Annotated in this window: 18 protein-coding genes; 5 read left to right on the forward strand and 13 right to left on the reverse strand. The window is 69.2% G+C overall.

Features of this window, described 5'->3' with window-relative positions; translation table 11 throughout:
* Positions 1-3 precede the first annotated feature (3 nt).
* Genes AB8P05_RS17475 through AB8P05_RS17485 form a run of 3 tightly spaced genes read right to left on the reverse strand, consistent with a single transcriptional unit; the run spans position 4 to position 3,265 of the window.
* A complete protein-coding gene (locus tag AB8P05_RS17475; protein ID WP_472759549.1) occupies positions 4-744 on the reverse strand; it encodes a GntR family transcriptional regulator in 741 nt (246 codons plus the stop codon).
* A complete protein-coding gene (locus tag AB8P05_RS17480) occupies positions 741-2,141 on the reverse strand; it encodes an amidase (protein ID WP_472759550.1) in 1,401 nt (466 codons plus the stop codon). Before AB8P05_RS17480 ends, AB8P05_RS17475 begins: the two co-directional genes overlap by 4 nt.
* Positions 2,138-3,265 (reverse strand): MFS transporter, encoded by a 1,128-nt coding sequence (locus AB8P05_RS17485; protein WP_472759551.1) that lies wholly within the window; start codon positions 3,263-3,265, stop codon positions 2,138-2,140. The genes AB8P05_RS17480 and AB8P05_RS17485 overlap by 4 nt, the downstream gene beginning before the upstream one ends.
* 89 nt (positions 3,266-3,354) lie before the next feature.
* Between AB8P05_RS17485 and AB8P05_RS17490 the strand changes: the two genes are divergently transcribed.
* Positions 3,355-3,708 (forward strand): hydroxyisourate hydrolase, encoded by a 354-nt coding sequence (locus AB8P05_RS17490; RefSeq protein WP_472759552.1) that lies wholly within the window; start codon positions 3,355-3,357, stop codon positions 3,706-3,708.
* Between the two features lie 6 nt (positions 3,709-3,714).
* Here the strand turns inward: AB8P05_RS17490 and AB8P05_RS17495 are convergent, their stop codons facing one another.
* The 10 genes from AB8P05_RS17495 to fliG all read right to left on the reverse strand — a co-directional run bounded on the left by AB8P05_RS17495 (position 3,715) and on the right by fliG (position 14,140).
* Positions 3,715-4,527, reverse strand: coding sequence for an ABC transporter permease (locus tag AB8P05_RS17495; RefSeq protein WP_472759553.1), 813 nt, complete (start codon positions 4,525-4,527; stop codon positions 3,715-3,717).
* A 17-nt stretch (positions 4,528-4,544) separates the two neighbouring features.
* On the reverse strand, positions 4,545-5,402 hold the full coding sequence (locus AB8P05_RS17500; RefSeq protein WP_472759554.1) for an ABC transporter permease: 858 nt from the start codon (positions 5,400-5,402) through the stop codon (positions 4,545-4,547).
* A gap of 198 nt (positions 5,403-5,600) precedes the next feature.
* On the reverse strand, positions 5,601-6,647 hold the full coding sequence (locus tag AB8P05_RS17505; RefSeq protein ID WP_472759555.1) for an ABC transporter substrate-binding protein: 1,047 nt from the start codon (positions 6,645-6,647) through the stop codon (positions 5,601-5,603).
* Positions 6,648-6,694: 47 nt separating this feature from the next.
* Positions 6,695-7,813, reverse strand: coding sequence for an ABC transporter ATP-binding protein (locus AB8P05_RS17510; RefSeq protein WP_472759556.1), 1,119 nt, complete (start codon positions 7,811-7,813; stop codon positions 6,695-6,697).
* 317 nt (positions 7,814-8,130) lie between these two features.
* Positions 8,131-9,189: a 5-oxoprolinase subunit C family protein gene (locus AB8P05_RS17515; RefSeq protein ID WP_472759557.1), complete on the reverse strand. Its 1,059-nt coding sequence runs from the start codon at positions 9,187-9,189 to the stop codon at positions 8,131-8,133.
* Entirely contained in the window at positions 9,186-9,914 is a 729-nt protein-coding gene (pxpB, locus tag AB8P05_RS17520) for a 5-oxoprolinase subunit PxpB (protein ID WP_472759558.1), read from the reverse strand. The genes AB8P05_RS17515 and pxpB overlap by 4 nt, the downstream gene beginning before the upstream one ends.
* A gap of 5 nt (positions 9,915-9,919) precedes the next feature.
* On the reverse strand, positions 9,920-11,221 hold the full coding sequence (locus tag AB8P05_RS17525; RefSeq protein WP_472759559.1) for a TRAP transporter large permease: 1,302 nt from the start codon (positions 11,219-11,221) through the stop codon (positions 9,920-9,922).
* A 3-nt stretch (positions 11,222-11,224) separates the two neighbouring features.
* Positions 11,225-11,734 carry a TRAP transporter small permease gene (locus AB8P05_RS17530; protein WP_472759560.1) on the reverse strand — a complete coding sequence of 170 codons (510 nt, stop codon included), beginning with the start codon at positions 11,732-11,734 and terminating at the stop codon, positions 11,225-11,227.
* A gap of 117 nt (positions 11,735-11,851) precedes the next feature.
* Positions 11,852-12,862, reverse strand: coding sequence for a TRAP transporter substrate-binding protein (locus tag AB8P05_RS17535; protein WP_324870820.1), 1,011 nt, complete (start codon positions 12,860-12,862; stop codon positions 11,852-11,854).
* 255 nt (positions 12,863-13,117) lie between these two features.
* Positions 13,118-14,140: a flagellar motor switch protein FliG gene (gene fliG, locus AB8P05_RS17540; protein WP_014188857.1), complete on the reverse strand. Its 1,023-nt coding sequence runs from the start codon at positions 14,138-14,140 to the stop codon at positions 13,118-13,120.
* Positions 14,141-14,335: 195 nt separating this feature from the next.
* Between fliG and AB8P05_RS17545 the strand changes: the two genes are divergently transcribed.
* The 4 genes from AB8P05_RS17545 to AB8P05_RS17560 all read left to right on the forward strand — a co-directional run bounded on the left by AB8P05_RS17545 (position 14,336) and on the right by AB8P05_RS17560 (position 18,949).
* Positions 14,336-15,091, forward strand: a complete 756-nt coding sequence (locus tag AB8P05_RS17545) for an MORN repeat-containing protein (RefSeq protein WP_472759561.1) — start codon at positions 14,336-14,338, stop codon at positions 15,089-15,091.
* A 167-nt stretch (positions 15,092-15,258) separates the two neighbouring features.
* Positions 15,259-16,152, forward strand: coding sequence for a MurR/RpiR family transcriptional regulator (locus tag AB8P05_RS17550; RefSeq protein ID WP_472759562.1), 894 nt, complete (start codon positions 15,259-15,261; stop codon positions 16,150-16,152).
* 41 nt (positions 16,153-16,193) lie between these two features.
* Complete coding sequence (locus tag AB8P05_RS17555) at positions 16,194-17,039, forward strand: D-amino acid aminotransferase (protein ID WP_472759563.1); 846 nt, start codon at positions 16,194-16,196, stop codon at positions 17,037-17,039.
* Positions 17,036-18,949, forward strand: a complete 1,914-nt coding sequence (locus AB8P05_RS17560) for an ABC transporter ATP-binding protein (RefSeq protein ID WP_472759564.1) — start codon at positions 17,036-17,038, stop codon at positions 18,947-18,949. The genes AB8P05_RS17555 and AB8P05_RS17560 overlap by 4 nt, the downstream gene beginning before the upstream one ends.
* Positions 18,950-18,964 lie beyond the last annotated feature (15 nt).

Genomic DNA, 18,964 nt, shown 5'->3' on the forward strand with positions numbered 1-18,964 from the left:
CCCTCACCCCGCCTGCCGGGCGCGGGGAGACGCACAAGCTGCGGCCACCACTTCGCCGGTGCGGCCGACATGGTGGACGAACAGATGCTCGGCGGTGGCGCCGTCGCGGGCCTCCAGCGCCGCCAGGATTTCGCGGTGCTCCAGCACCGATTCCTTCCAGCGTCCCTGAGCGCCCAACGCGAAGTAGCGAGCCCGCGCCAGCCGGCCGAGCAGCCGGTCATGCGCCTCCACCAGCGCCGGGTTCTTCGCGCTCGACACAATCAGCCGGTGGATCTTCTGGTTGATCGCGAAATACTCCTCCAGCGCACCGGCGCCCTGCAGCGCCTCGATTTTCTCCTGGAAGCCGCGCAGGCGGCGCAGGTCGGCTGCGGTCATCCGTTCGGCGGCGAGGCGGGCGGCGAAGCTCTCGATGCAGCCTTCCGCTTCGAACAGGTGGGTCAGTTCGGCGGCGTCGAGCGGGGCGACGATGGCGTTGCGGTTGGGCCGCAGCATCACCAGCCCGTCGGCCGCCAGCAGCTTCAGCGCCTCGCGCAGCGGCGTGCGGGAAATGCCGAGCTTGTCGCTCAGTTCCGGTTCGATCAGGCGGGCGGACGGCGCCAGCTCGCCATAGATGATCATGTCGCGCAGCCGGTCCACCGCCATGTCGGCCAGCGGCGGCGGCGGAACCGCACGCCGGCGGCGGGCGGGGACGGTGTCCGGGGCGGCGTCCGGCGTGTCGTTGTCGAAACTCATGGTCGGGCTCATGGCTGGGATTCCGGCCCGCATCCGGCGAGCGTTTCCTCTGCGAAAGCGGCGAAGCGCAGCACCCTGCGGTCCATGCCGCGGGGTGCCACGATCTGCAACCCCACCGGCAGCCCGTCGCGCCCGGTCCCGCAGGGCAGGCTGAGCGCCGGGACCTTGGCGTGGTTGAACAGCGGGGTGAAGACGGCATGGGCCCGCGGCGGCACCGGCTGTCCGCCGATGGTCTCCGGTCCCAGCCGGTCGAGCGGCCAGGCGACGCAGGGCGTGGTCGGCCCGACGATCAGGTCCAGCCCCGCGAACTGTGCGGCCAACGCGCGGCCGACCTCGACGCCAAGCAGCTGTGCCGCCGCGACCTCCGCACCGCACAAGGACAGGCCGCGCTCGATCTGCACCGCGATGTCGGGATCGAACAGGCCGGGGTCGCGGCGGAACGCCTCCCCATAAAGCGCGGCCAGCCCCGCATGCTGCAGCGGCATCAGCGCCGTTTCGGTGACGCCGGCCGGCCAGTGCGGGAAGCGGCCTTCGGGACGGACGATGCGCGCACCGGCAAGCGCCAGCGCTTCCACCGCCCGCTCCACCGCTTCGCGCACGTCGTCGTCCACCGGGGCGTCCAGGCCGAATGTTGGGCTGTAGGCGACGGTCAGGGAGGAAACCGGCCGCTCCTCCGCCGGGGCAACGGCGGCGCTGTCGGGGTCGCGCGGGTCGGGGCCGGCCAGCACCTCGAACATCAGGGCGGTGTCGGCGACGTCGGCGGCGATGGGCGCCAGCACCGCGATGCCGGTGAAGGGCTCGGCGAAGCCGGGGCCGTAGGGGATGGCGCCGAAGCTGGGCTTGAAGCCGACCGTACCGACATGGGCGGGCGGGCGTCGGCTCGACCCGCCGGCATCGGTGCCGAGCGCCAGCGGCACCAACCCGCCCGCCACCGCCGCTGCCGGCCCGCCGCTTGAGCCGCCGGGGGTCAGGCTGGGGTCCTTCGGGTGGCGGGTCGGGCCGAACAGCGGGTTGGTGGTGACGCCCTTGCAGGCGAATTCCGACGTGTTGGCCATGCCGACGATGACGGCCCCGGCACGGCGCAGCCGTTCCACCGCGATCGCGCCGGCAGGGGCGTGGAAGTCGGCGAACAGGCGCGATCCCTGGGTGACGCGGCGGCCGGCGACCCAGATGGTGTCCTTGACCGCCACCGGCACGCCGGCCAGCGGCAAATCCTCTCCGCTGGCGAGCCGGCGGTCTACCGCCCCGGCCTCGGCCAGCGCCTGTTCGGCATCGACGGCGACCAGGGCGTTCAGGGCCGGATTGCCGGCGGAGATGCGGGCGAGTGCCGCTTCGGTCACGGCGCGGGCGCTGCTGCGTCCGCCGCGCACGGCCTCGGCCAGCGCCACGGCGCGAAGGGGAAGGGTCATCGCTTGTCTCCGAGAAGGCTCAGTCCCGCCAGCGCGGCCAGCAGGCCGACCGCGAGATAGCCGGTGGCGAGGCTGCTGGCCGCGGCAGCCGCCACCAGCAGGATCGGGCCGGCGATCAGCCCGGCGAAGCCGCCGACCATCACCGCCCCCGTCGCCTCACCGATGCGGCCCACCGGCGCCAGCCGCGCCACCTCCGCCAGGAACACGCCGTTCCAGCCGCTGGCGGTCAGCCCGAACAGGAAGGTGGCCGCCGCCAGCGCCGGGAAGGGCAGGGAGGCGCCGGCCAGCGCCACCAGCGCCGATGCCGCCGCCATGCCCAGCCCCAGCAGCCCGACCAGCCGGCGCGGCGCCATCCAGCGCGAGGCGACCACCCCCCAGCCGAGCCGCCCGGCCAGCCCGCCGGCCTGTCCGGCCGCCAGCGCCACCCCGGCGGGGACATGTTCCAGCCCCAACTCCGCCACCGCGAAGACGACGAAGAAGCCGTTCAGCGTCAGCTGGCTCGCCGAAAAGGGGAAGGCGGCCAGCGCCAGCCGCCGCAGCGCCGGGTCGCTCCGCAGCAGCCGGATCGCCGCCACCAGCCCGAAGGCGGTGGAGGCGGAGCGGGTCAGCGGGTCGTAGGCCGGCCGCAGCCGTTCGAACGGCAGGACGCAGACCAGTGCCAGCGCGGCGATTGCGGCATAGCCGGCGCGCGGGTCGGCGACGGTGGCCAGCAGCGGCAGGGCCAGCGATCCGGCCATCGCGCCGATCTGGTTGCCGGTCTGGCGGACGGAGAACACCATCGGCCGGTCGGCCTCGCGCACCAGCCGGCCGAGGATGGCGGCGCTGGCCGGCGTCTCCGGACCGCAGGCCAGCCCGATGGCGATCCCGGCCGCCAGCAGCGCCGCGGCACCGCCCCCCATCATCGCGCACAGCATGGCGGCGGCCACCGCCACCGCGCAGAAGCTGGCCACCCGGAAGGAGCCCAGCCGTCCGGCCAGCACCCCGCCGCCCAGCGACGCCGCCATCCCCACCGCGAAGCCGGTGGTGGTGAACAGGCCGAGCCCCGCCGGGTCGATCCCCATCCGCGGCGCCAGCACGCCCGGCGCGAACAGGGCGAGCGCCACCAGCGCCTGCAGGCCGGTCATTCCCAGCAGTGCCGGCAAAAGCGGAGGCTGTGCTGGCCTGACCGTCGCCGTTTCGGCTAGCATCGCGGAAACCCTGACCTGGAGGCGGCATGGCCGGCGGAATTTCGATTCATGGCGTGGATGTGGCGCGCGGCATCGCCGCCGAGGGGCTGCGGGTGGAGCTTTACGCCCTGACGCCCGAACGCCGCCTGCTGGCCGACGGCCGGCTCGGCGCCAACGGTCAGCTCGACCACCCCACCGTCCGCGGCGAGGGCATCGCCCCCGGCCCGCACGAGGTGCTGTTCCATGTCGGCGACTGGCTGCGCGCGGCGGGATATCCGGAGGAGCAGACCCGCTTCCTGGACATCATGCCGTTCCGCTTCAAAGTGACCGACTTGGACCGCCATCTGCATCTGCCCTTCAAATTCACCCCCTTCGGGGTTTCTCTCTTTCTGGGTGTGTAGGTCGGGTCAGGTCAACCGCTTCGACAGGCCGGCGACGCGCTCCATCACCATCATCAGCGCGACGGTGGCGACGATCAGCACGCCCGACAGGGCCGCCACCGTCACGTCCAGCTTGCCTTCCAGATCCTGCCACATGCGGATCGGCAGCATGTCGGTCGCGGCGTCGCGCAGGAACAGCGACACCGGCACATTGTCGAAGGACGCCATGAAGGCGATGAATCCGCCGGCCATGATGCCCGGCCGGATCAGCGGCAGGGTGATGCGGCGGAAGGTGAACCAGCGGGTGGCGCCCAGGCTGGCCGACGCCTCCAGCAGGGTCGGGTTCATCTGCGCCAGCGACGCCACGGTGTTGCGCACCACGAAGGGCACCGACACCACGGTGTGGCCGATGATGAGGGTCAGCGGCGACACCGGCACGCCGACCAGCGAAAAGAACATCAGCGACGACAGCCCGAAGGCCAGCGCCGGAAGCACCAGCGGCGACAGGAACAGGCTGTCCAGCACCCGCGCCGTCAGGCTGGCCGAGCGCGCGATGCCGAGCGAGGCGGCGACGCCCAGCAGGATCGACAGCGCCGTCGCCCAGGCCGCCACCTTCAGGCTGTTCATCAGCGCGAACTGCAGCTGCCAGGCGTTCCACAGCTCGACATACCAGCGCAGCGAATAGCCGGGCGGCGGGAATTTCAGCGAATAGCCGCTGGTGAAGGACACCCAGATCACCACGACCGTCGGGGCCGCCAGCAGCAGCAAGGCCAGCAGCGCCACCCCCGTCATGACGATGCGGAAGCTGAGCGCGTCGAAATCGATGCGTCGGTTGCTCATGTCCGGTTCCCTGCTGGTCAGGCGTTGGTGTAGCCGCGCGACAGGCGGCCCAGCACGTTGAAGATCGACACCACCACCAGCACCGCGACCAGGAAGATGACGGAGATCGCGGCGGCGAAGGGCCAGTTCTGCAGGGTGGAGGCCTGCTGGTAGATGTACATCGGCATGAACAGCATCTGCCCGCCGCCGATCAGGCTCTGGGTGATGAAGGCGGTGATGGCGGCGGCATAGGTCAGCAGGCAGCCGGCGATGATGCCCGGCAGCGACAGCGGCAGGATCACCTTGCGGAAGGTCCGCCAATGTCCCGCCCCCAGCACCGAGGAGGCGTCTGCGAGGTTCGGGTCGATCCGGCTCAGCGCGGTGATCAGCGGCAGCACCATCAGCGGCATCTGCACCTGCGCCAGGGCCATCACCACGCCGCTTTCGGTGTAGAGCAGCTTCAGCGGCGTGTCGATCAGCCCCAGCCCGAGCAGCGAGGCGTTGACGATTCCCTGCCGTCCCAGGATGACCACCCAGGCGAAGGTGCGCACCACCACGCTGGTCAGCAGCGGCAGCAGCACCAGCAGCATGATGACGCCCCTGGCCCAACCGGGGGAGCGCTGGTGCAGCCACGCCACCGGATAGCCCAGCACAAGCGTCAGCGCCGTGACCTTCACCCCCAGCCACAGCGTCGATCCCAGCACGCCGAGGCTGAAGCTGTCGCCGAGGAAGTTGACGTACTGGGTCAGCCCGAAGTGCCCGCCCTGCGGATCGGTCTGGAAGCTCAGCGCCAGCAGAATGACCAGCGGCGTGACGAAGAAGACGACGAACCCCGCCGCCAGCGGCGCCGCCAGTTTCAGGTCGTAGGTGGTGACGTTGCGCAGCGTCGCGGCCATTGGGGGGTTCCTTTCCGATAGCCCTCTCCCGCCCCGGGAGAGGGAGGGGACCCGCCGAAGGCGGGGAGGGTGAGGGGCGATCCGAACATGGATTTTCTCCCGATCCTTGGATCACCCCTCACCCTTCCCAAGCTTTGCTTGGGCCCCTTCCCTCTCCCGGGGCGGGAGAGGGAGAGCTTCAGCGGGGAGTTCGCGTCATCACACCTTGATCTCGCGGTTGAACCGTTCGATCCAGGCGCTGCGCTGCTCGTTGATCTTGGCCCAGTCCTGGAACACGAACTTCTTCGCGATCTCGGCATGGTCCTTGGCCAGCGTCTTGGCGAGTTCGCCCTTGATCGCGACCTTGGTGTTGGTCGGCACGATCAGGAACGGCTCTTCCATCAGCTTGGTCTGGACCTCCGGCGACAGGGCGGCTTCGATCAGCTTGAAGGCCAGCTCCTTGTTGGGGGAGTTTTTGACGATGTGGATGGTCGTCTTGAAGGCGATGGCGCCTTCCCTCGGGATGACGAACTCCACCGGCACGCCGCGCGCCTTCAGGATTTGGATGGCGTTGAAGTTGCCGGGGGAGATGTCGATCTGGCCCTGCTGGAACAGGGTGGCGAGCTGGCCGGGGTTGGCGGCGACGGCGGCGAGGCTGGGGCGCAGCGCCTCCAGCGCCTTGAAGGCGGGGTCGATGTTGGACTCCGACCCGCCATGCATCTTGGCCAGCTCCACCATGAAACCGGTGCCGAGCGTGGAGTTCAGGTTGGTGATGCCGACGCGGCCCTTGAATTCCGGCTTCCACAGGTCGGCCCAGGAGGTCGGCGGCGTCTTCACCGTTTCCGGGTTGTAGGTGATGCCGACCACCTGGAAGAAGGGCGACGGCCCCATCGGCACCTGGGCCTCCGGGATCAGGTCCTTGTAATAGGCGCTCTTCTCCACCGGATAGGGCTCAACCAGATCCTGGGCGATGGCCTGCAACGCGGGACCCGGATCGTGCAGCATGACGTCGATCGGCGGGTTGTTCTTCGCCGCGTTCACCTTGGCGATCTGGTCGACCGACAGCATGGGGTCGAGCACCATGTCGGCATTGCCGGTCGCCTTGCGGAAGGCGGGGACGAGCACGGCCTTGTGCGCCTCCTCCCAGCTGCCGGTGAAGGTCGCGAAGACCAGCGGGCGTGCCTGCGCCCAGGTCAGGCCGGGGAAGGCGTGCATGGCACCCAGCGTCAGCGCCGTCTGCATCAGGGTGCGGCGGGTCAGCAGCATGGATCACTCCTGTCGGGTGGGGGAGGAAGAAGCGGGGAAGGAATGGGTCAGGCCGCGGCGAAGACCGAGGCGAGGCGGGGAGCGACCGGGGCGAGGCGCACCGGCGTGCCGGGGGCGAACAGGGCGGCGCGGTCGATGCGCGGTTCGGACACCTTCACGGCGGATCCGTCGGCGACGCGCACCTCGTGCACGACCGTGGCGCCCAGCGGCAGCCCCATCTCCACCACCCCGTTCAGCGTGTCGGCGCCGTCCGCCGCCGGATCGACGCGCAGATGCTCCGGCCGCAGGCAGACGGTGACGCGGCCGCCGGGGCGGACGTCGCCCTTGGGTGCCCGAGTCTCGATGATGCCGCCGGCATCCAGCCGCACCGTGCCGCCGCTGCGGTCGGCATCGACCAGCACGCCGCCCAGCAGGTTGGCGGAGCCGACGAAGGTGTTGACGAACAGGCTGTCCGGCGCGTCGTAGATGTCGGTCGGCGGGGAGAACTGCTCCAGCCGGCCCTGGCTCAGCACCGCGACGCGGTCGGCCATCGACAGCGCCTCCTCCTGGTCGTGGGTGACCAGGATGGTGGTGATGCCGGACAGGCGCTGGATGCGTTTCACCTCGATCTGCATGTCGAGGCGCAGGTTCTTGTCGAGTGCGGCGAAGGGTTCGTCCAGCAGCAGGATCGACGGGTTCACCGCCAGCGCGCGGGCCAGTGCCACGCGCTGCTGCTGCCCGCCGGACAACTGGCGCGGCATGCGGTCGCCGAGATGCCCCAGCTTCACCAGATCCAGCATGCGCCGGGCCTCGCTGCGCTGGGTGGCGCGGTCGACGCCGCGGGCGTCCAGGCCATAGGCGACATTCTCCGCCACCGTCATGTGCGGGAACAGCGCGTAGTTCTGGAAGACGATGCCGACGGAGCGGCGGTTGGGCGGCAGTCCGTCGATGGCCTCGCCGCCGACGATGACGTGGCCCTTTGTCTGGGCCATGAAGCCGGCGATGATCCGCAGCAGGGTCGTCTTGCCGCAACCCGACGGGCCGAGCAGGGCCACCAGCTCCCCGCCCTTGATGTCGAGCGTCACGTCGTTGACGGCCAGCGTGTTGCCGTAGCGCTGGGTGATCCCGTCGAGAAGAAGCGTCTGCCCACGTTGGGCCGACTGGCTGCTTTGCGAGGCTCCGACCATGACTGTACCGTCCGTTTCGCGTTGCGCTTTGCAGATCGTTAGATAGCAAAGCGCATGCCGTTTACGGACTTTCACTGTTTTATCAGCGACTTATGTGTATTATTGATCTTTGGGTAGACGGGTGGCGGCGCCCAGATGATGCTGAAATAAGCGGCAGGCGCAGGCAATTGCCGCATTTGGCGCCAGATAGGTTGGGTTGTCTGCCCCCACCCTAACCCTCCCCCGCTGGGCGGGGGAGGGGACAAGTCTTTTTCGGGAGAACGGCGGCAGTCCCTCCCCCGCCCAGCGGGGGAGGATAGGTGGGGGTCTAACTCCCCTCAAACCAGCGGCAGATCGCTGCCGCCATTCACAATGTCCACCGTGCCGGAGATCAGGTTCTCCGCATAGAGCGCCTCCAGGTCGATGCCGCCGGCCGGACGCACCGGGCGGATGGCGCGGATCCAGCCTGATATCGCCTGTTCCTGCCGGCGGCGGATCGCCTCCGCCTCGTCCACCGTCACCGCCTTGAAGGACAGGTCATCGCCGGGGCGCAGGCGGCCGGCGCGGGGCAGGTCGGCGGAGATCACGGTGGCGATCTTGGCATAGCCGCCGGCGGTTTGGTGGTCGTTCAGCAGCAGGATCGGCTGCCCGTTGCCCGGCACCTGGATGGAGCCGGTGACCAGCCCGTCCGACGGGATGTCGGCCGACCCGCGATGCTTCAGCGCCGGTCCTTCCAGCCGCAAACCCATGCGGTCGGCCTGCTTGCCGACATGGTAGGCCGCCGACAGGAAGGTTGCCAAAGCCTGCTCGGTGAAGCGGTCGTCTTGCGGCCCGAGAACGACGCGCAAGGGTCCGGCGCCATAGTCCGGCGGCTGCGGCAGTTCCACGTCCGGCCCATCGGGAGCGACATTGCGGACAAGCGGCAGCCGGTCGTCCTGGCCCAGGGGGCGCCCGCCGAGCGGGCCGATGCCGGCGCGGACATAGGTGGACAGGCTGCCCATCACCGGAGCCAGCGCGAAGCCACCAGCCACTGCCAGATAGGCGACCGACGCGCCATCCACTGCTCCCAGCCGCAGCAGGTCGCCCTGGCGCAGGCTGTGGCTGCGGTGGGGCTCCAGCGGCCGGGTGGCCTCTCCCTCGCGCTCCAGGGAAATCGCCAGCGGACCGACCGCGGCGATGCGGACGGCGGGAGAATCCACCCGCAGGACAGGGCCGAGCAGCGCGATCTCCAGCCCCGCCATGCCCTGCGGGTTGCCGACCAGCGCATTGGCGAGCCGCAGCGCCATCGGGTCGAGCGCACCGGCAACCGGCATGCCCAATTCCTGGAAGCCGAAACGGCCCAGATCCTGGATCGTCGCGAACAGGCCCGGCCGCACCACGGTCAGAAAGGCGCTCATGATGCCGCCCTCAGGCTTGCAGGGTCGAAGCGGCCGGCGGCCACCGCCTGCGCGATGCCGTCGAAGGCGGCGCGGTCCACCGCATCGAAACGCACCCGGTCGCCGGCCGCCAGCAGGATGGGATCGGCCCGGCCGGCGTCGTAGAGCGGAATCGGACAGCGGCCGATCAGGTGCCAGCCGCCGGGGCTCTCCCACGGATAGACGGTGGTCAGCCGCCCGGCGACGGCGACGGATCCGGCAGGCACCCGCACCCGCGGCTCCGTCCGCCGGGGCCGTTCCAGCTCGGCCGGCAGGTCGCCCATGTAGCCGAAGCCCGGCATGAAGCCCAGCATGTAGACGAAATACTCGGCCGAGCCGTGCAACTCCGCCACCCGCTCCACGGTCAGCCCCAGCCCACCGGCCAGTTCGGCCAGATCGGGGCCGAGATCCGGGTCGTAGCAGACCGGCAGGTGCCAGAGCCGGCCTTCGGCCGTGGCGGTGTCGCCGCCGGCCAGCGCCGCCTCCACCGCCGCCTGCATCTCCCGCCGGCCGGTAGCGACCGGGTCGTAGACCACCAGAAGCGAGCGGAAGGACGGTACCGTCTCCACCAGTCCCGGCGGCGGGGCCGCCTTCAGCCGGGCGTGCAGGGCCATGACGCGGGCGTTGGTCGCCCGGTCGATGGCCTCGCCGAACTCGACGTTGAAGGCGGTGTCGCCTGCGGTGGTGAAGCGGATCTCCACGCCCACGCTCCTCACCCGATCATCATCGACGGCAGCCACGTCACCATGCCGGGGAAAACCCACAGCAGGGCCACCATCACCACCATCAGCAGGAAGAAGGGCAGGCTGGCCTTGCCGATGGTGAAGATGTCCTTGCCGGTCATTGCCTGCAGCACGAACAGGTTGAAGCCGACCGGCGGCGTGATCTGCGCCATCTCCACCACGATGATGATGTAGATGCCGAACCACAGCAGGTCGATGCCCGCCTGCTGCACCATCGGCAGGATCACCGAGGTGGTCAGCACCACCATGGAGATGCCGTCGAGGAAGCAGCCCATCACGATGAAGAAGGCGGTCAACGCCACCAGCAGCGCCGCCGGCGACAGCTGCATCGTGGTGATCCACTCCGCCAGCAGGCGCGGGATGCCGGTGTAGCCCATCGCCACCGTCAGGAAGGCCGCACCCGCCAGGATGAAGCCGATCATGCAGGAGGTGTGGGCGGCTCCGAACAGGCTGTCGCGGAAGGTCGTCCAGGTCAGAGTGCCGGTCGCCAGCGCCAGCACCAGCGACCCCAGCACGCCGATGCCGGCGGCCTCGGTCGGGGTGGCGATGCCGACATAGATGGAGCCCAGCACCGCGGCGATCAGCAGCATAACCGGGATCAGCGCACCGGTGTCGCGGATCTTCTCCCCGAAGCTCTGCGACGGCTCTCGCGGCGGCACCCGGCCGGGGTTCAGCAGCGACCAGCCGCCGACATAGGCCATGAACAGGCCGGTCAGCACGATGCCGGGAATGACGCCGGCGATGAACAGCCGGGCGATCGACACGTCGGCGGCCACGCCATAGACGATCATGATGATCGAGGGCGGGATCAGCAGCCCCAGCGTGCCGGCCCCGGCCAGCGATCCTAGAGTCATCATCGGGTCGTAGCCGCGCCGGTTCAGCTCCGGGATGGTCATGCGGCCGATGGTGGCGGCGGTGGCGGCCGAGGATCCCGACACGGCGGCGAAGATCGAGCAGCCGATGACGTTCACATGCATCAGCCGGCCGGGAAGCCAGCCGGTCCAGGGCGCCAGCCCCTTGAACATGTCGGACGAGATGCGGGTGCGGAACAGGATCTCGCCCATCCAGATGAACAGCGGCAATGCGGTCAGCGTCCAGGAGGTGCTGGCGCCCCAGATGTTGGTCGCCATCACCATGCCCACCGGCCTTGCGGTGAACAGCGCCATGGCGACGAAGCCGACGCCGGCCAGCGCCAGCGCCACCCACACGCCGGCCCCCAGCATCAGGAACATCGTCACGACGACGACGAGGGATGCGGTCGTCTGGTCCATCGTTCAGCCCTCGCTCTGCATGCCGGCCTGCTGGTAGGACGCTTCCCCGCCCCGCAGCACCGCGACAAGATCGTCCAGCAGGGCGATCACCAGCACGACCAGCCCGGCCGCCATCAGCGCCTGCGGAATCCACAGCGGGATCGGCAGCACGCCCTGGCTGAGGTCGCCGAAATCATAGGAATCATAGGTCATGCGCATCCAGTACCAGGCGAAATAGGCGCTGAGCGCCGTGCCGAAGACGAGGCAGGCCAGTTCGAAGGCGCGGCGGGGCGCGCCGTGCAGCCGCTCCACCAGCACGCCGACGCGGATATGGGCGCCGCGGCGCAGCGCGGGTCCCAGCATCAGGAAGAAGGACGCGGCCATGCAGTAGCCGGCAAGTTCGTCGGCTCCCGGTACCATGCGGCCGACGAGGCGGCTTCCCACCTGCGTGACGATCAGCACGGCGATGGCGGCAAGCGCGACCGCGCCCAGAATCTCGGCGGTTCGGTAAAGAATGGACAGTGCGGTGCGCATGGCGCAACCACCTCCTGCGGTCGGTCGGGGCGAAGGGGCGTCATGGACCGGTGGTGATCCGGCCGGCCGCCACGCTGCGGCATGCCGGTCGGATCACCCCAAGGTCCCTGCGGCCGGTTACTTGCGGAAGGCGGAGATGATCGCTTCGCCGTCGGCACCGGCGGCCTTGGTCCATTCCTCGGTCATGGTCTTGCCGATGGCGGACAGGCCTTCCTTCAGCTTGTCGGACGGCGGCAGGACCTTCATGCCGTTGCCGGCCATGGTCTTGTTCAGCTCGGCCGTCTTCTTCTCCCACTCGGCCCAGCCGGCGGCCTCGGCCTTGGCGGCGGCATCCTGGACGGCCTTCTGGGTGTTGGCGTCCAGCCCCTTCCACACCTCGGCGTTGACGAAGACCATGTTGCGCGGCAGCCAGGCCTGGACGTCGTAATAGACCTTCACGAAGTCCCAGGCCTTGGTGTCGACGCCGGTGGCGGCCGAGGTGATCATCGCGGTGACGATGCCGGTGCCGAAGGCCTGCGCGACCTCTGCCGCCTCGATCTTCACGGGAACCGCGCCGCTCAGCTCGGCGATGCGGGTGGTGGCCGGGTTGTAGGCGCGGAACTTCTGCCCCTTCAGCGCTTCGACCGACTGGATCTCGTCCTTCACGTAGAGACCCTGCGGCGGCCACGGAATCGAGTAGAGCAGCTTCAGGCGCTGGCGCTCCAGCTTCTTCTCGAGATACGGCTTAGAGACGTCGTAGAGCTTGCGCGACGCCTGGAAGTCGGTGGCGAGGAAGGGCACCGAATCGAGGCCGAACAACGGGTCCTCGTTCGCCCAGGAGCTGATCAGCACCTCGCCCAGCTGCGCCTGTCCGGACTGGACCGCGCGCTTGATCTCCGGATGGCGGATCAGCGAGCCGTTGGAATGGACGGTGATCTGGATCTTGCCGCCGGTGGCCGCCTTCACGTCCTCCGCGAACTGCTTCACCACCACGGTGTGCAGGTTCGTGTCGGGATAGGGGGTCGGCATGTCCCAGGTCTCGGCGAGTGCTGCCAGCGGCCCGGCGGCGACGCCCAGCCCCAGCAGGCCGGCGACGATCGGGCCGGCCATCCGGGCGACGAGACGGGATTGCAGCATGTCAGCGGTCATGATGTTCGGAAGCTCCCTGTTTGTTGGCCGAAGCGGCGCCCGCCGGCCTTATGGCCGGTCGGACGGTGGGCAGAAGCCGGATGTCCGGCCCGGCCGGAGCCTGCGCGAGCAGCCCTTAGCCAAGGCATCGTGACGGCGGCCTCCCTGATCCTGCCCATTCGGTCCCCAAGGGTTCACCGTTCCGAGCGATCCGTCAAACCTCCAATGTTACAAACGGGGAAAAATCAGCGCTGCCCGTCGCTTATGAGTGCGGGCTCAGTAGATCAGCTCGTTCTCGCCGCTGCCCTCGGCCAGCACCAGCTCGCCGCGGGCGGCAAGGTCCTTCGCCAACTGGACCATGTACATCTGCGCCTCGTCCACGTCGCGGACGCGGACCGGGCCCATGGCGGCCATGTCCTCGCGCAGGATCTTGGCCGCGCGTTCGGACATGTTGGAGAAGAACAAATCCTTCAGCGACTCCGACGCGCCCTTCAGCGCGGTGCCCAGCTTCTGTTTGTCCACCGTGCGCAGGACGGTCTGGACGCCGCCGGGGTCGAGCTTCGACAGGTCCTCGAAGGTGAACATCAGCGACTTGATGCGCTCGGCGCTGTCGCGGTTGCGCTCCTCCAGGGCGGCCATGAAGCGGTGCTCGGTCGTGCGGTCCAGACCGTTGAAGATCTCCGCCAGCATCTCGTGGCTGTCGCGGCGGCTGGTGCGGGCGAGGTTGGTCATGAACTCGGTGCGCAGCGTGCGCTCCACGTCGTCCAGAACCTCCTTCTGCACCGCCTCCATGCGCAGCATGCGCATGATGACCTCCATCGCGAAGCTTTCCGGCAGCTGTGCCAGCACGCGGCCGGCATGGTCGGAGCGGATTTTGGAGAGGACGACGGCGACGGTCTGCGGGTACTCGTTCTTCAGGTAGTTGGACAGGACCGACTCGTTCACGTTGGTCAGCTTGTCCCACATGGTGCGGCCGGCAGGACCACGGATGTCCTCCATGATCTGGTCGACCTTGTCCTTCGGCAGGGTCTTCAGCAGCAGCCGTTCGGTCGAATCGAAGGAGCCGACGACGGTGCCGCTCGACGACATCTGTTCGGCGAACTCAACGAACAGCCGCTCGATCAGGTTGGCGGAGACCGTGCCCAGGTTGGCCATCACCTGGGACAGCTCCTTGATCTCCTCGTCGTCCATCAGCGAGAACAGCTTGGACGAATGCTCCTCTCCCAGGGCCAGCATCATGATGGCGGCCTTTTCCGGGCCGGTGAGGGTCCGGTAGTCCTCACGAACCTTTTGAGCCATTGCTGACCTTCATGCCTGCGCGATTGCCATTACCGGCAGATCATTGCGGCAAACATCGTTAACAAACGATAAGGAAGCCGGTCAGGAATAGCGAAAGCGGCTGTCGCGCCAGCTTTCCTCCGGCGTCCCGGAACCGAACCCGGCCGGTGCGGTTGGGGTCTGCGTCATTCCCCTGCACAAGAATGGGAGGCGCCCATGCCTGCCCCGCCGGACATTTTCCGCCGTCCCGCCGCTGCCGTCATCCGGGCGTTGATGATCCGTGCCGGGCTTCGCGGCGCCGCGACCGTCCTGTTCCTTCCCGGCCTGATGGTCGCCCTGCCGGCTCCCGTCCTGGCGGAGCAGGCGGTGACGCTGGAGGGCTCCGACTGCCGCTATCGCGACCAGTATCCCGACCGGCGCAAGACCATCCGCTGGTCCGGCGCCTGCGTGGACGGCTGGGCGAGCGGGTCCGGCGTGCTGACCTGGTTCCATGACGGCCGCTATGACGGCCGGGCGGAGGCGACCCTCGTCGACGGGCGGATCGAAGGGCCGGCCCGCATCACATGGCGGGACGGCCGCCGCCTCAACGGCAATTTCAGGGACGGGCTGGTTTCGGGACAGGCCACCCATGTCTGGGCGGACGGGCGCACATATGAGGGGGAATGGCGGGACGACCGTCGCACCGGCTTCGGCACGCTCATTTTCCCGAGCGGAAACAAGTATGTCGGCGAATTCCACCGCAACCGCCCCACCGGTCCGGGCGAGTTCGTCACCGCCGACGGCCGCCGCTTCCAGGCCCGGATCGACGCGCGCGGAACGGTCAGCGCCGGGGCTCCTCTCGACCGTCCGCCGCAAGCCGCATCCGTTCCTCCGCCGGCTCCCGCATCGCCGCCAGCCGACGCCGTCGCGCCGCAGCGGCTGGAGGAATGGCTGACGGAGCCGAATCAGCTGCTGCGCACCCCGCAGCAATAACCGGCGCCCCTTCACCGTCCGTCCTAGGCTCCCCATGGGCGTCGCTCCCGGCACGTTGCCCTTTGGCATACGCCACTATGTGAAAATGAATTTACAGGAATGTGGAAAACCTGTAACTCTGTGCTCACGCAAGCCACGCTTGGGCTTTCCGGAGGAGCATCGAGGGGATGGAGCCACCCATTCAGACGGGATCGCTGCTGATCCGGATGCAGAACTGCCAGCCGCAGCTTCCGGCCGCCCTCGCCAAGGTGGGGGAGTGGGCGCTGGCCTATCCCTTCCGCACCGCGACCCTGAAGATCGGCGAACTGGCGGCGGCGGCCGAGGTGTCGGTGGCGTCCGTCAACCGCTATGCCCGCTTCCTCGGCTATGATGGCTATCCGGAATTCCGCGAGGATCTGCTGCGCGCCTTCGAATCCACCTTCGCCCCGGTGGAGAAGCTGCGCGTGGCGGTGCAGCGCGACACGTCCAACGCCGAGATCATGCGGGAATCGCTGGCCAGCGACGCCGGCAACATCACCCGCACCATGGATCTGCTGCAGCCCGAACAGTGCGAGGCCGCGATCCGCCTGATCCGCGAGTCCAACCGCATCGTGGCGCTCGGCCTGGGGGACAGCGCCTATCTCGCCCTGTTCCTGGCCGACGTGCTGGAACCCTATGTCGACCATGTCCGCGAAGCCATCGAGTTCGCGGGCACGGAGCGCACCATCCGCCGGCTGATGACGGTGAAGCCCGGCGATCTGGTGATCGCCATCACCTCGCCGCGCTATTCGCGCCGGACCATCGAGCATCTGCAGCTGTGCCGCGAGCGCGGGGCGAAGGCCATCGCGCTGACCGACGCGCCGGACAGCCCGCTTGTCCCGCTGGCCGACATCACCTTGCTGGCGGGTGCCGACCACGGCGTGCGCCACAGCTCCCCCACCGGGCTGATGGCGCTGATCGTGGCGCTGGGCACCGCGCTGTCCCGCTCCGGTCCCGACAGCGTCGGACAGGCCGCCGACGTCGCCGAACGCATCCTGCCCTACCTCCACGTCGTGCCGAAGAACAAGCGGCCGACCGAGTGAGCCGGGCTTTCCTTTCCACGCGCCAAAGAAGCTGAAAAGCGATGACGATCTCCTATTGGAACGGGCGTTACCTGCCGCTGGACGAGGTCCATGTGTCGCCGCTGGACCGCGGTTTCCTGTTCGCCGACGGCCTCTATGAGGTGACCGCCGCCTACAACGGCCGCCTGTTCGAGCCGGAGGCGCACATCGCCCGCCTGCAGCGCGGCATGTCCGAACTGCGCATCGACTGCACCCTGTCGGCCGGCGACTGGATGGCCATCATGGAGCGGCTGGCCGCCGAGTCCGGCATCGACGGGGACCTGACCGTCTATCTCCAGGTCACGCGCGGTGCAGCATCCAGCCGCGGCCACGCCTTTCCGGCCGGCGTCACCCCGTCGGTGTTCGGCATGGCGAGCCCGCTGAAGCGTCCGCCCGCGGCGTGGCGCGACCAGGGCGTCGCCGCCATCACCATCCCCGACATCCGCTGGGGCCGCTGCGACCTGAAGACGGTGGCGCTGCTCGGCAGCGTGCTGGCGCAGCAGGCGGCGACCGATGCCGGCGTGGTCGATGCGCTGCAGCTGCGCGACGGGCTGGTGACCGAAGGGGCCGCGACCAACATCTTCGTGGTGAATGACGGCGTCATCGCCACCCCGGTCAACGACAACCGCATCCTGGAAGGCATCACCCGCACCGTCATCCTGCGGCTGGCGGCAGAGGCCGGCCTGCGGCTGGAGGAGCGCGACATCCCGGCGGCTGAGCTTGAGACGGCCGACGAGATCTGGATCGCCAGCACCACCAAGGAGATCACGCCGGTCACCAGCCTGAACGGCAAGCCGGTCGGCACCGGCGCGCCCGGCATGGTGTGGCGCCACCTGTTCGCGCTGTTCGCCGAGAGGCTTGGGCGATGAGCGGCGCCGCCGCGATGCGGGCGGTCGACGCGGCACCGGCGCTGCTGTCGGTGGAGGGGCTGAGCGTCGCCTTCGACGGCGAGCATGGTCCCGTGCGCGTCGTCGACGACGTCAGCTTCACCGTGGCCCCGGGCGAGACGGTCGCCATTGTCGGCGAGTCCGGCTCCGGCAAGTCGGTGACCTCGCTGTCGCTGATGCGGCTGGTCGATTATGCTGGCGGCCGTATCGTCGGCGGTCGCATCCGCTTCAAGGGCCGCGACGGGCGCGAACGCGACCTGGCATCGCCGCCGGCGGAGGCGCTGACGGACATGCGCGGCAACGACATCGCCATGGTCTTCCAGGAGCCGATGACGTCGCTGAACCCGGTCTTCACCATCGGCGACCAGATCGCCGAGGCGGTGATGCTGCACCAGGGTCTTGACCGCAAGGCGGCGCGGGCGGAGGCGCTGCGCATGCTGGAGAAGGTGCGGATTCCCGAACCGGCCCGGCTACTCGACCGCCACCCGCACCAGCTGTCGGGCGGCATGCGCCAGCGCGTGATGATCGCCATGGCGCTGTCCTGCCGGCCGTCGCTGCTGATCGCCGACGAGCCGACCACGGCGCTGGACGTGACCATCCAGGCGCAGATCCTGCGGCTGATCCGCCTGCTGCAGGACGAGATGGGGATGGGCGTCATCTTCATCACCCACGACATGGGCGTGGTGGCGGAGGTGGCCGACCGCGTCGTCGTGATGTGGCGCGGCCGCAAGGTGGAGGAGGGCACGGTAGAGCGCATCTTCCAGGCGCCGCAGCACCCCTACACCAAGGCGTTGCTGTCGGCCGTGCCGAAGCTGGGCGCGCTGCGCGGCCAGGACCTGCCGATGCGTTTCCCGCTGCTGGTGGTGGATGAGGCGAAGGCCGAGGCTGCGCCGCCGGCCCCGCCGCCGGTGCAGGACACCGTGCGCGCCGCCGACGCGCCGCTTCTGGAGGTGCGCGACCTCACCACCCGCTTCGACGTGCGCAAGGGTATCTTCGGATCGCTGAAGGCCCGCGTGCATGCGGTCGAAAAGGTCAGCTTCGCCGTCCGTCCGGGCGAGACCCTGGCGCTGGTCGGCGAGTCCGGCTGCGGCAAGTCCACCACCGGCCGCACCATCATGGGGCTGCAGTCCGCCACCTCCGGCAGCATCCGCTTCGACGGCACCGACACCGCGACCTTGGATTCCAACGGTCAGGCCAAGCTGAAGGAGAAGATCCAGTACATCTTCCAGGATCCCTTCGCCTCGCTGAACCCGCGCATGACCGTCGGCTTCAGCATCGCCGAGCCGATGCTGGTCCATGATTACGTCCCCACCTCCAAGCCCGGCGTGTCCCGCCGCCGCGCCATCGAGGAGCGGGTGGCGGAGCTGCTGACCCAGGTGGGCCTCAAGCCGGAGCATGCGCGCCGCTACCCGCACGAGTTCTCCGGCGGACAGCGCCAGCGCATCTGCATCGCCCGTGCGCTCGCCTGCGATCCCAAGCTCATCATCGCCGACGAGGCGGTGGCGGCGCTCGACGTGTCGATCCAGGCGCAGATCGTCAATCTGCTGATGGAACTGCAGGCCAAGCGCGGCCTGTCCTACCTGTTCATCAGCCACGACATGGCGGTGGTGGAACGGGTCAGCCACCGCGTTGCGGTGATGTATCTCGGCCAGATCGTCGAACTCGGGCCGCGCCGCGCGGTGTTCGAGAATCCGCAGCACCCCTACACCCGCCGCCTGATGGCGGCCGTGCCGATCGCCGATCCCAGCCGGCGCACCCGCGACCTGCGGCTGCTGACCGGCGAGATCCCGAGCCCCATCCGCAACATCGGCGACGAGCCGGCGGTGCAGCCGCTGGTGCCGGTCGGCGACGACCATTTCGTCGCGCGCCACGCCGTTGGCGGCGACTTCTGAATCAAGAAAAGGGAG

It is taken from the genome of Azospirillum sp. VT-I1 (assembly GCF_055698305.1).

Excerpts from the sequence above, each read along its gene's own strand:
- AB8P05_RS17475 (WP_472759549.1), bottom strand. The coding sequence starts at position 744 with ATGAGCCCGACCATGAGTTTCGACAACGACACGCCGGACGCCGCCCCG.
- AB8P05_RS17480 (WP_472759550.1), bottom strand. The coding sequence starts at position 2,141 with ATGACCCTTCCCCTTCGCGCCGTGGCGCTGGCCGAGGCCGTGCGCGGC.
- AB8P05_RS17485 (WP_472759551.1), bottom strand. The coding sequence starts at position 3,265 with ATGACCGGCCTGCAGGCGCTGGTGGCGCTCGCCCTGTTCGCGCCGGGC.
- AB8P05_RS17490 (WP_472759552.1), top strand. The coding sequence starts at position 3,355 with ATGGCCGGCGGAATTTCGATTCATGGCGTGGATGTGGCGCGCGGCATC.
- AB8P05_RS17495 (WP_472759553.1), bottom strand. The coding sequence starts at position 4,527 with ATGAGCAACCGACGCATCGATTTCGACGCGCTCAGCTTCCGCATCGTC.
- AB8P05_RS17500 (WP_472759554.1), bottom strand. The coding sequence starts at position 5,402 with ATGGCCGCGACGCTGCGCAACGTCACCACCTACGACCTGAAACTGGCG.
- AB8P05_RS17505 (WP_472759555.1), bottom strand. The coding sequence starts at position 6,647 with ATGCTGCTGACCCGCCGCACCCTGATGCAGACGGCGCTGACGCTGGGT.
- AB8P05_RS17510 (WP_472759556.1), bottom strand. The coding sequence starts at position 7,813 with ATGGTCGGAGCCTCGCAAAGCAGCCAGTCGGCCCAACGTGGGCAGACG.
- AB8P05_RS17515 (WP_472759557.1), bottom strand. The coding sequence starts at position 9,189 with ATGAGCGCCTTTCTGACCGTGGTGCGGCCGGGCCTGTTCGCGACGATC.
- AB8P05_RS17525 (WP_472759559.1), bottom strand. The coding sequence starts at position 11,221 with ATGGACCAGACGACCGCATCCCTCGTCGTCGTCGTGACGATGTTCCTG.
- AB8P05_RS17530 (WP_472759560.1), bottom strand. The coding sequence starts at position 11,734 with ATGCGCACCGCACTGTCCATTCTTTACCGAACCGCCGAGATTCTGGGC.
- AB8P05_RS17535 (WP_324870820.1), bottom strand. The coding sequence starts at position 12,862 with ATGACCGCTGACATGCTGCAATCCCGTCTCGTCGCCCGGATGGCCGGC.
- fliG (WP_014188857.1), bottom strand. The coding sequence starts at position 14,140 with ATGGCTCAAAAGGTTCGTGAGGACTACCGGACCCTCACCGGCCCGGAA.
- AB8P05_RS17545 (WP_472759561.1), top strand. The coding sequence starts at position 14,336 with ATGCCTGCCCCGCCGGACATTTTCCGCCGTCCCGCCGCTGCCGTCATC.
- AB8P05_RS17550 (WP_472759562.1), top strand. The coding sequence starts at position 15,259 with ATGGAGCCACCCATTCAGACGGGATCGCTGCTGATCCGGATGCAGAAC.
- AB8P05_RS17555 (WP_472759563.1), top strand. The coding sequence starts at position 16,194 with ATGACGATCTCCTATTGGAACGGGCGTTACCTGCCGCTGGACGAGGTC.
- AB8P05_RS17560 (WP_472759564.1), top strand. The coding sequence starts at position 17,036 with ATGAGCGGCGCCGCCGCGATGCGGGCGGTCGACGCGGCACCGGCGCTG.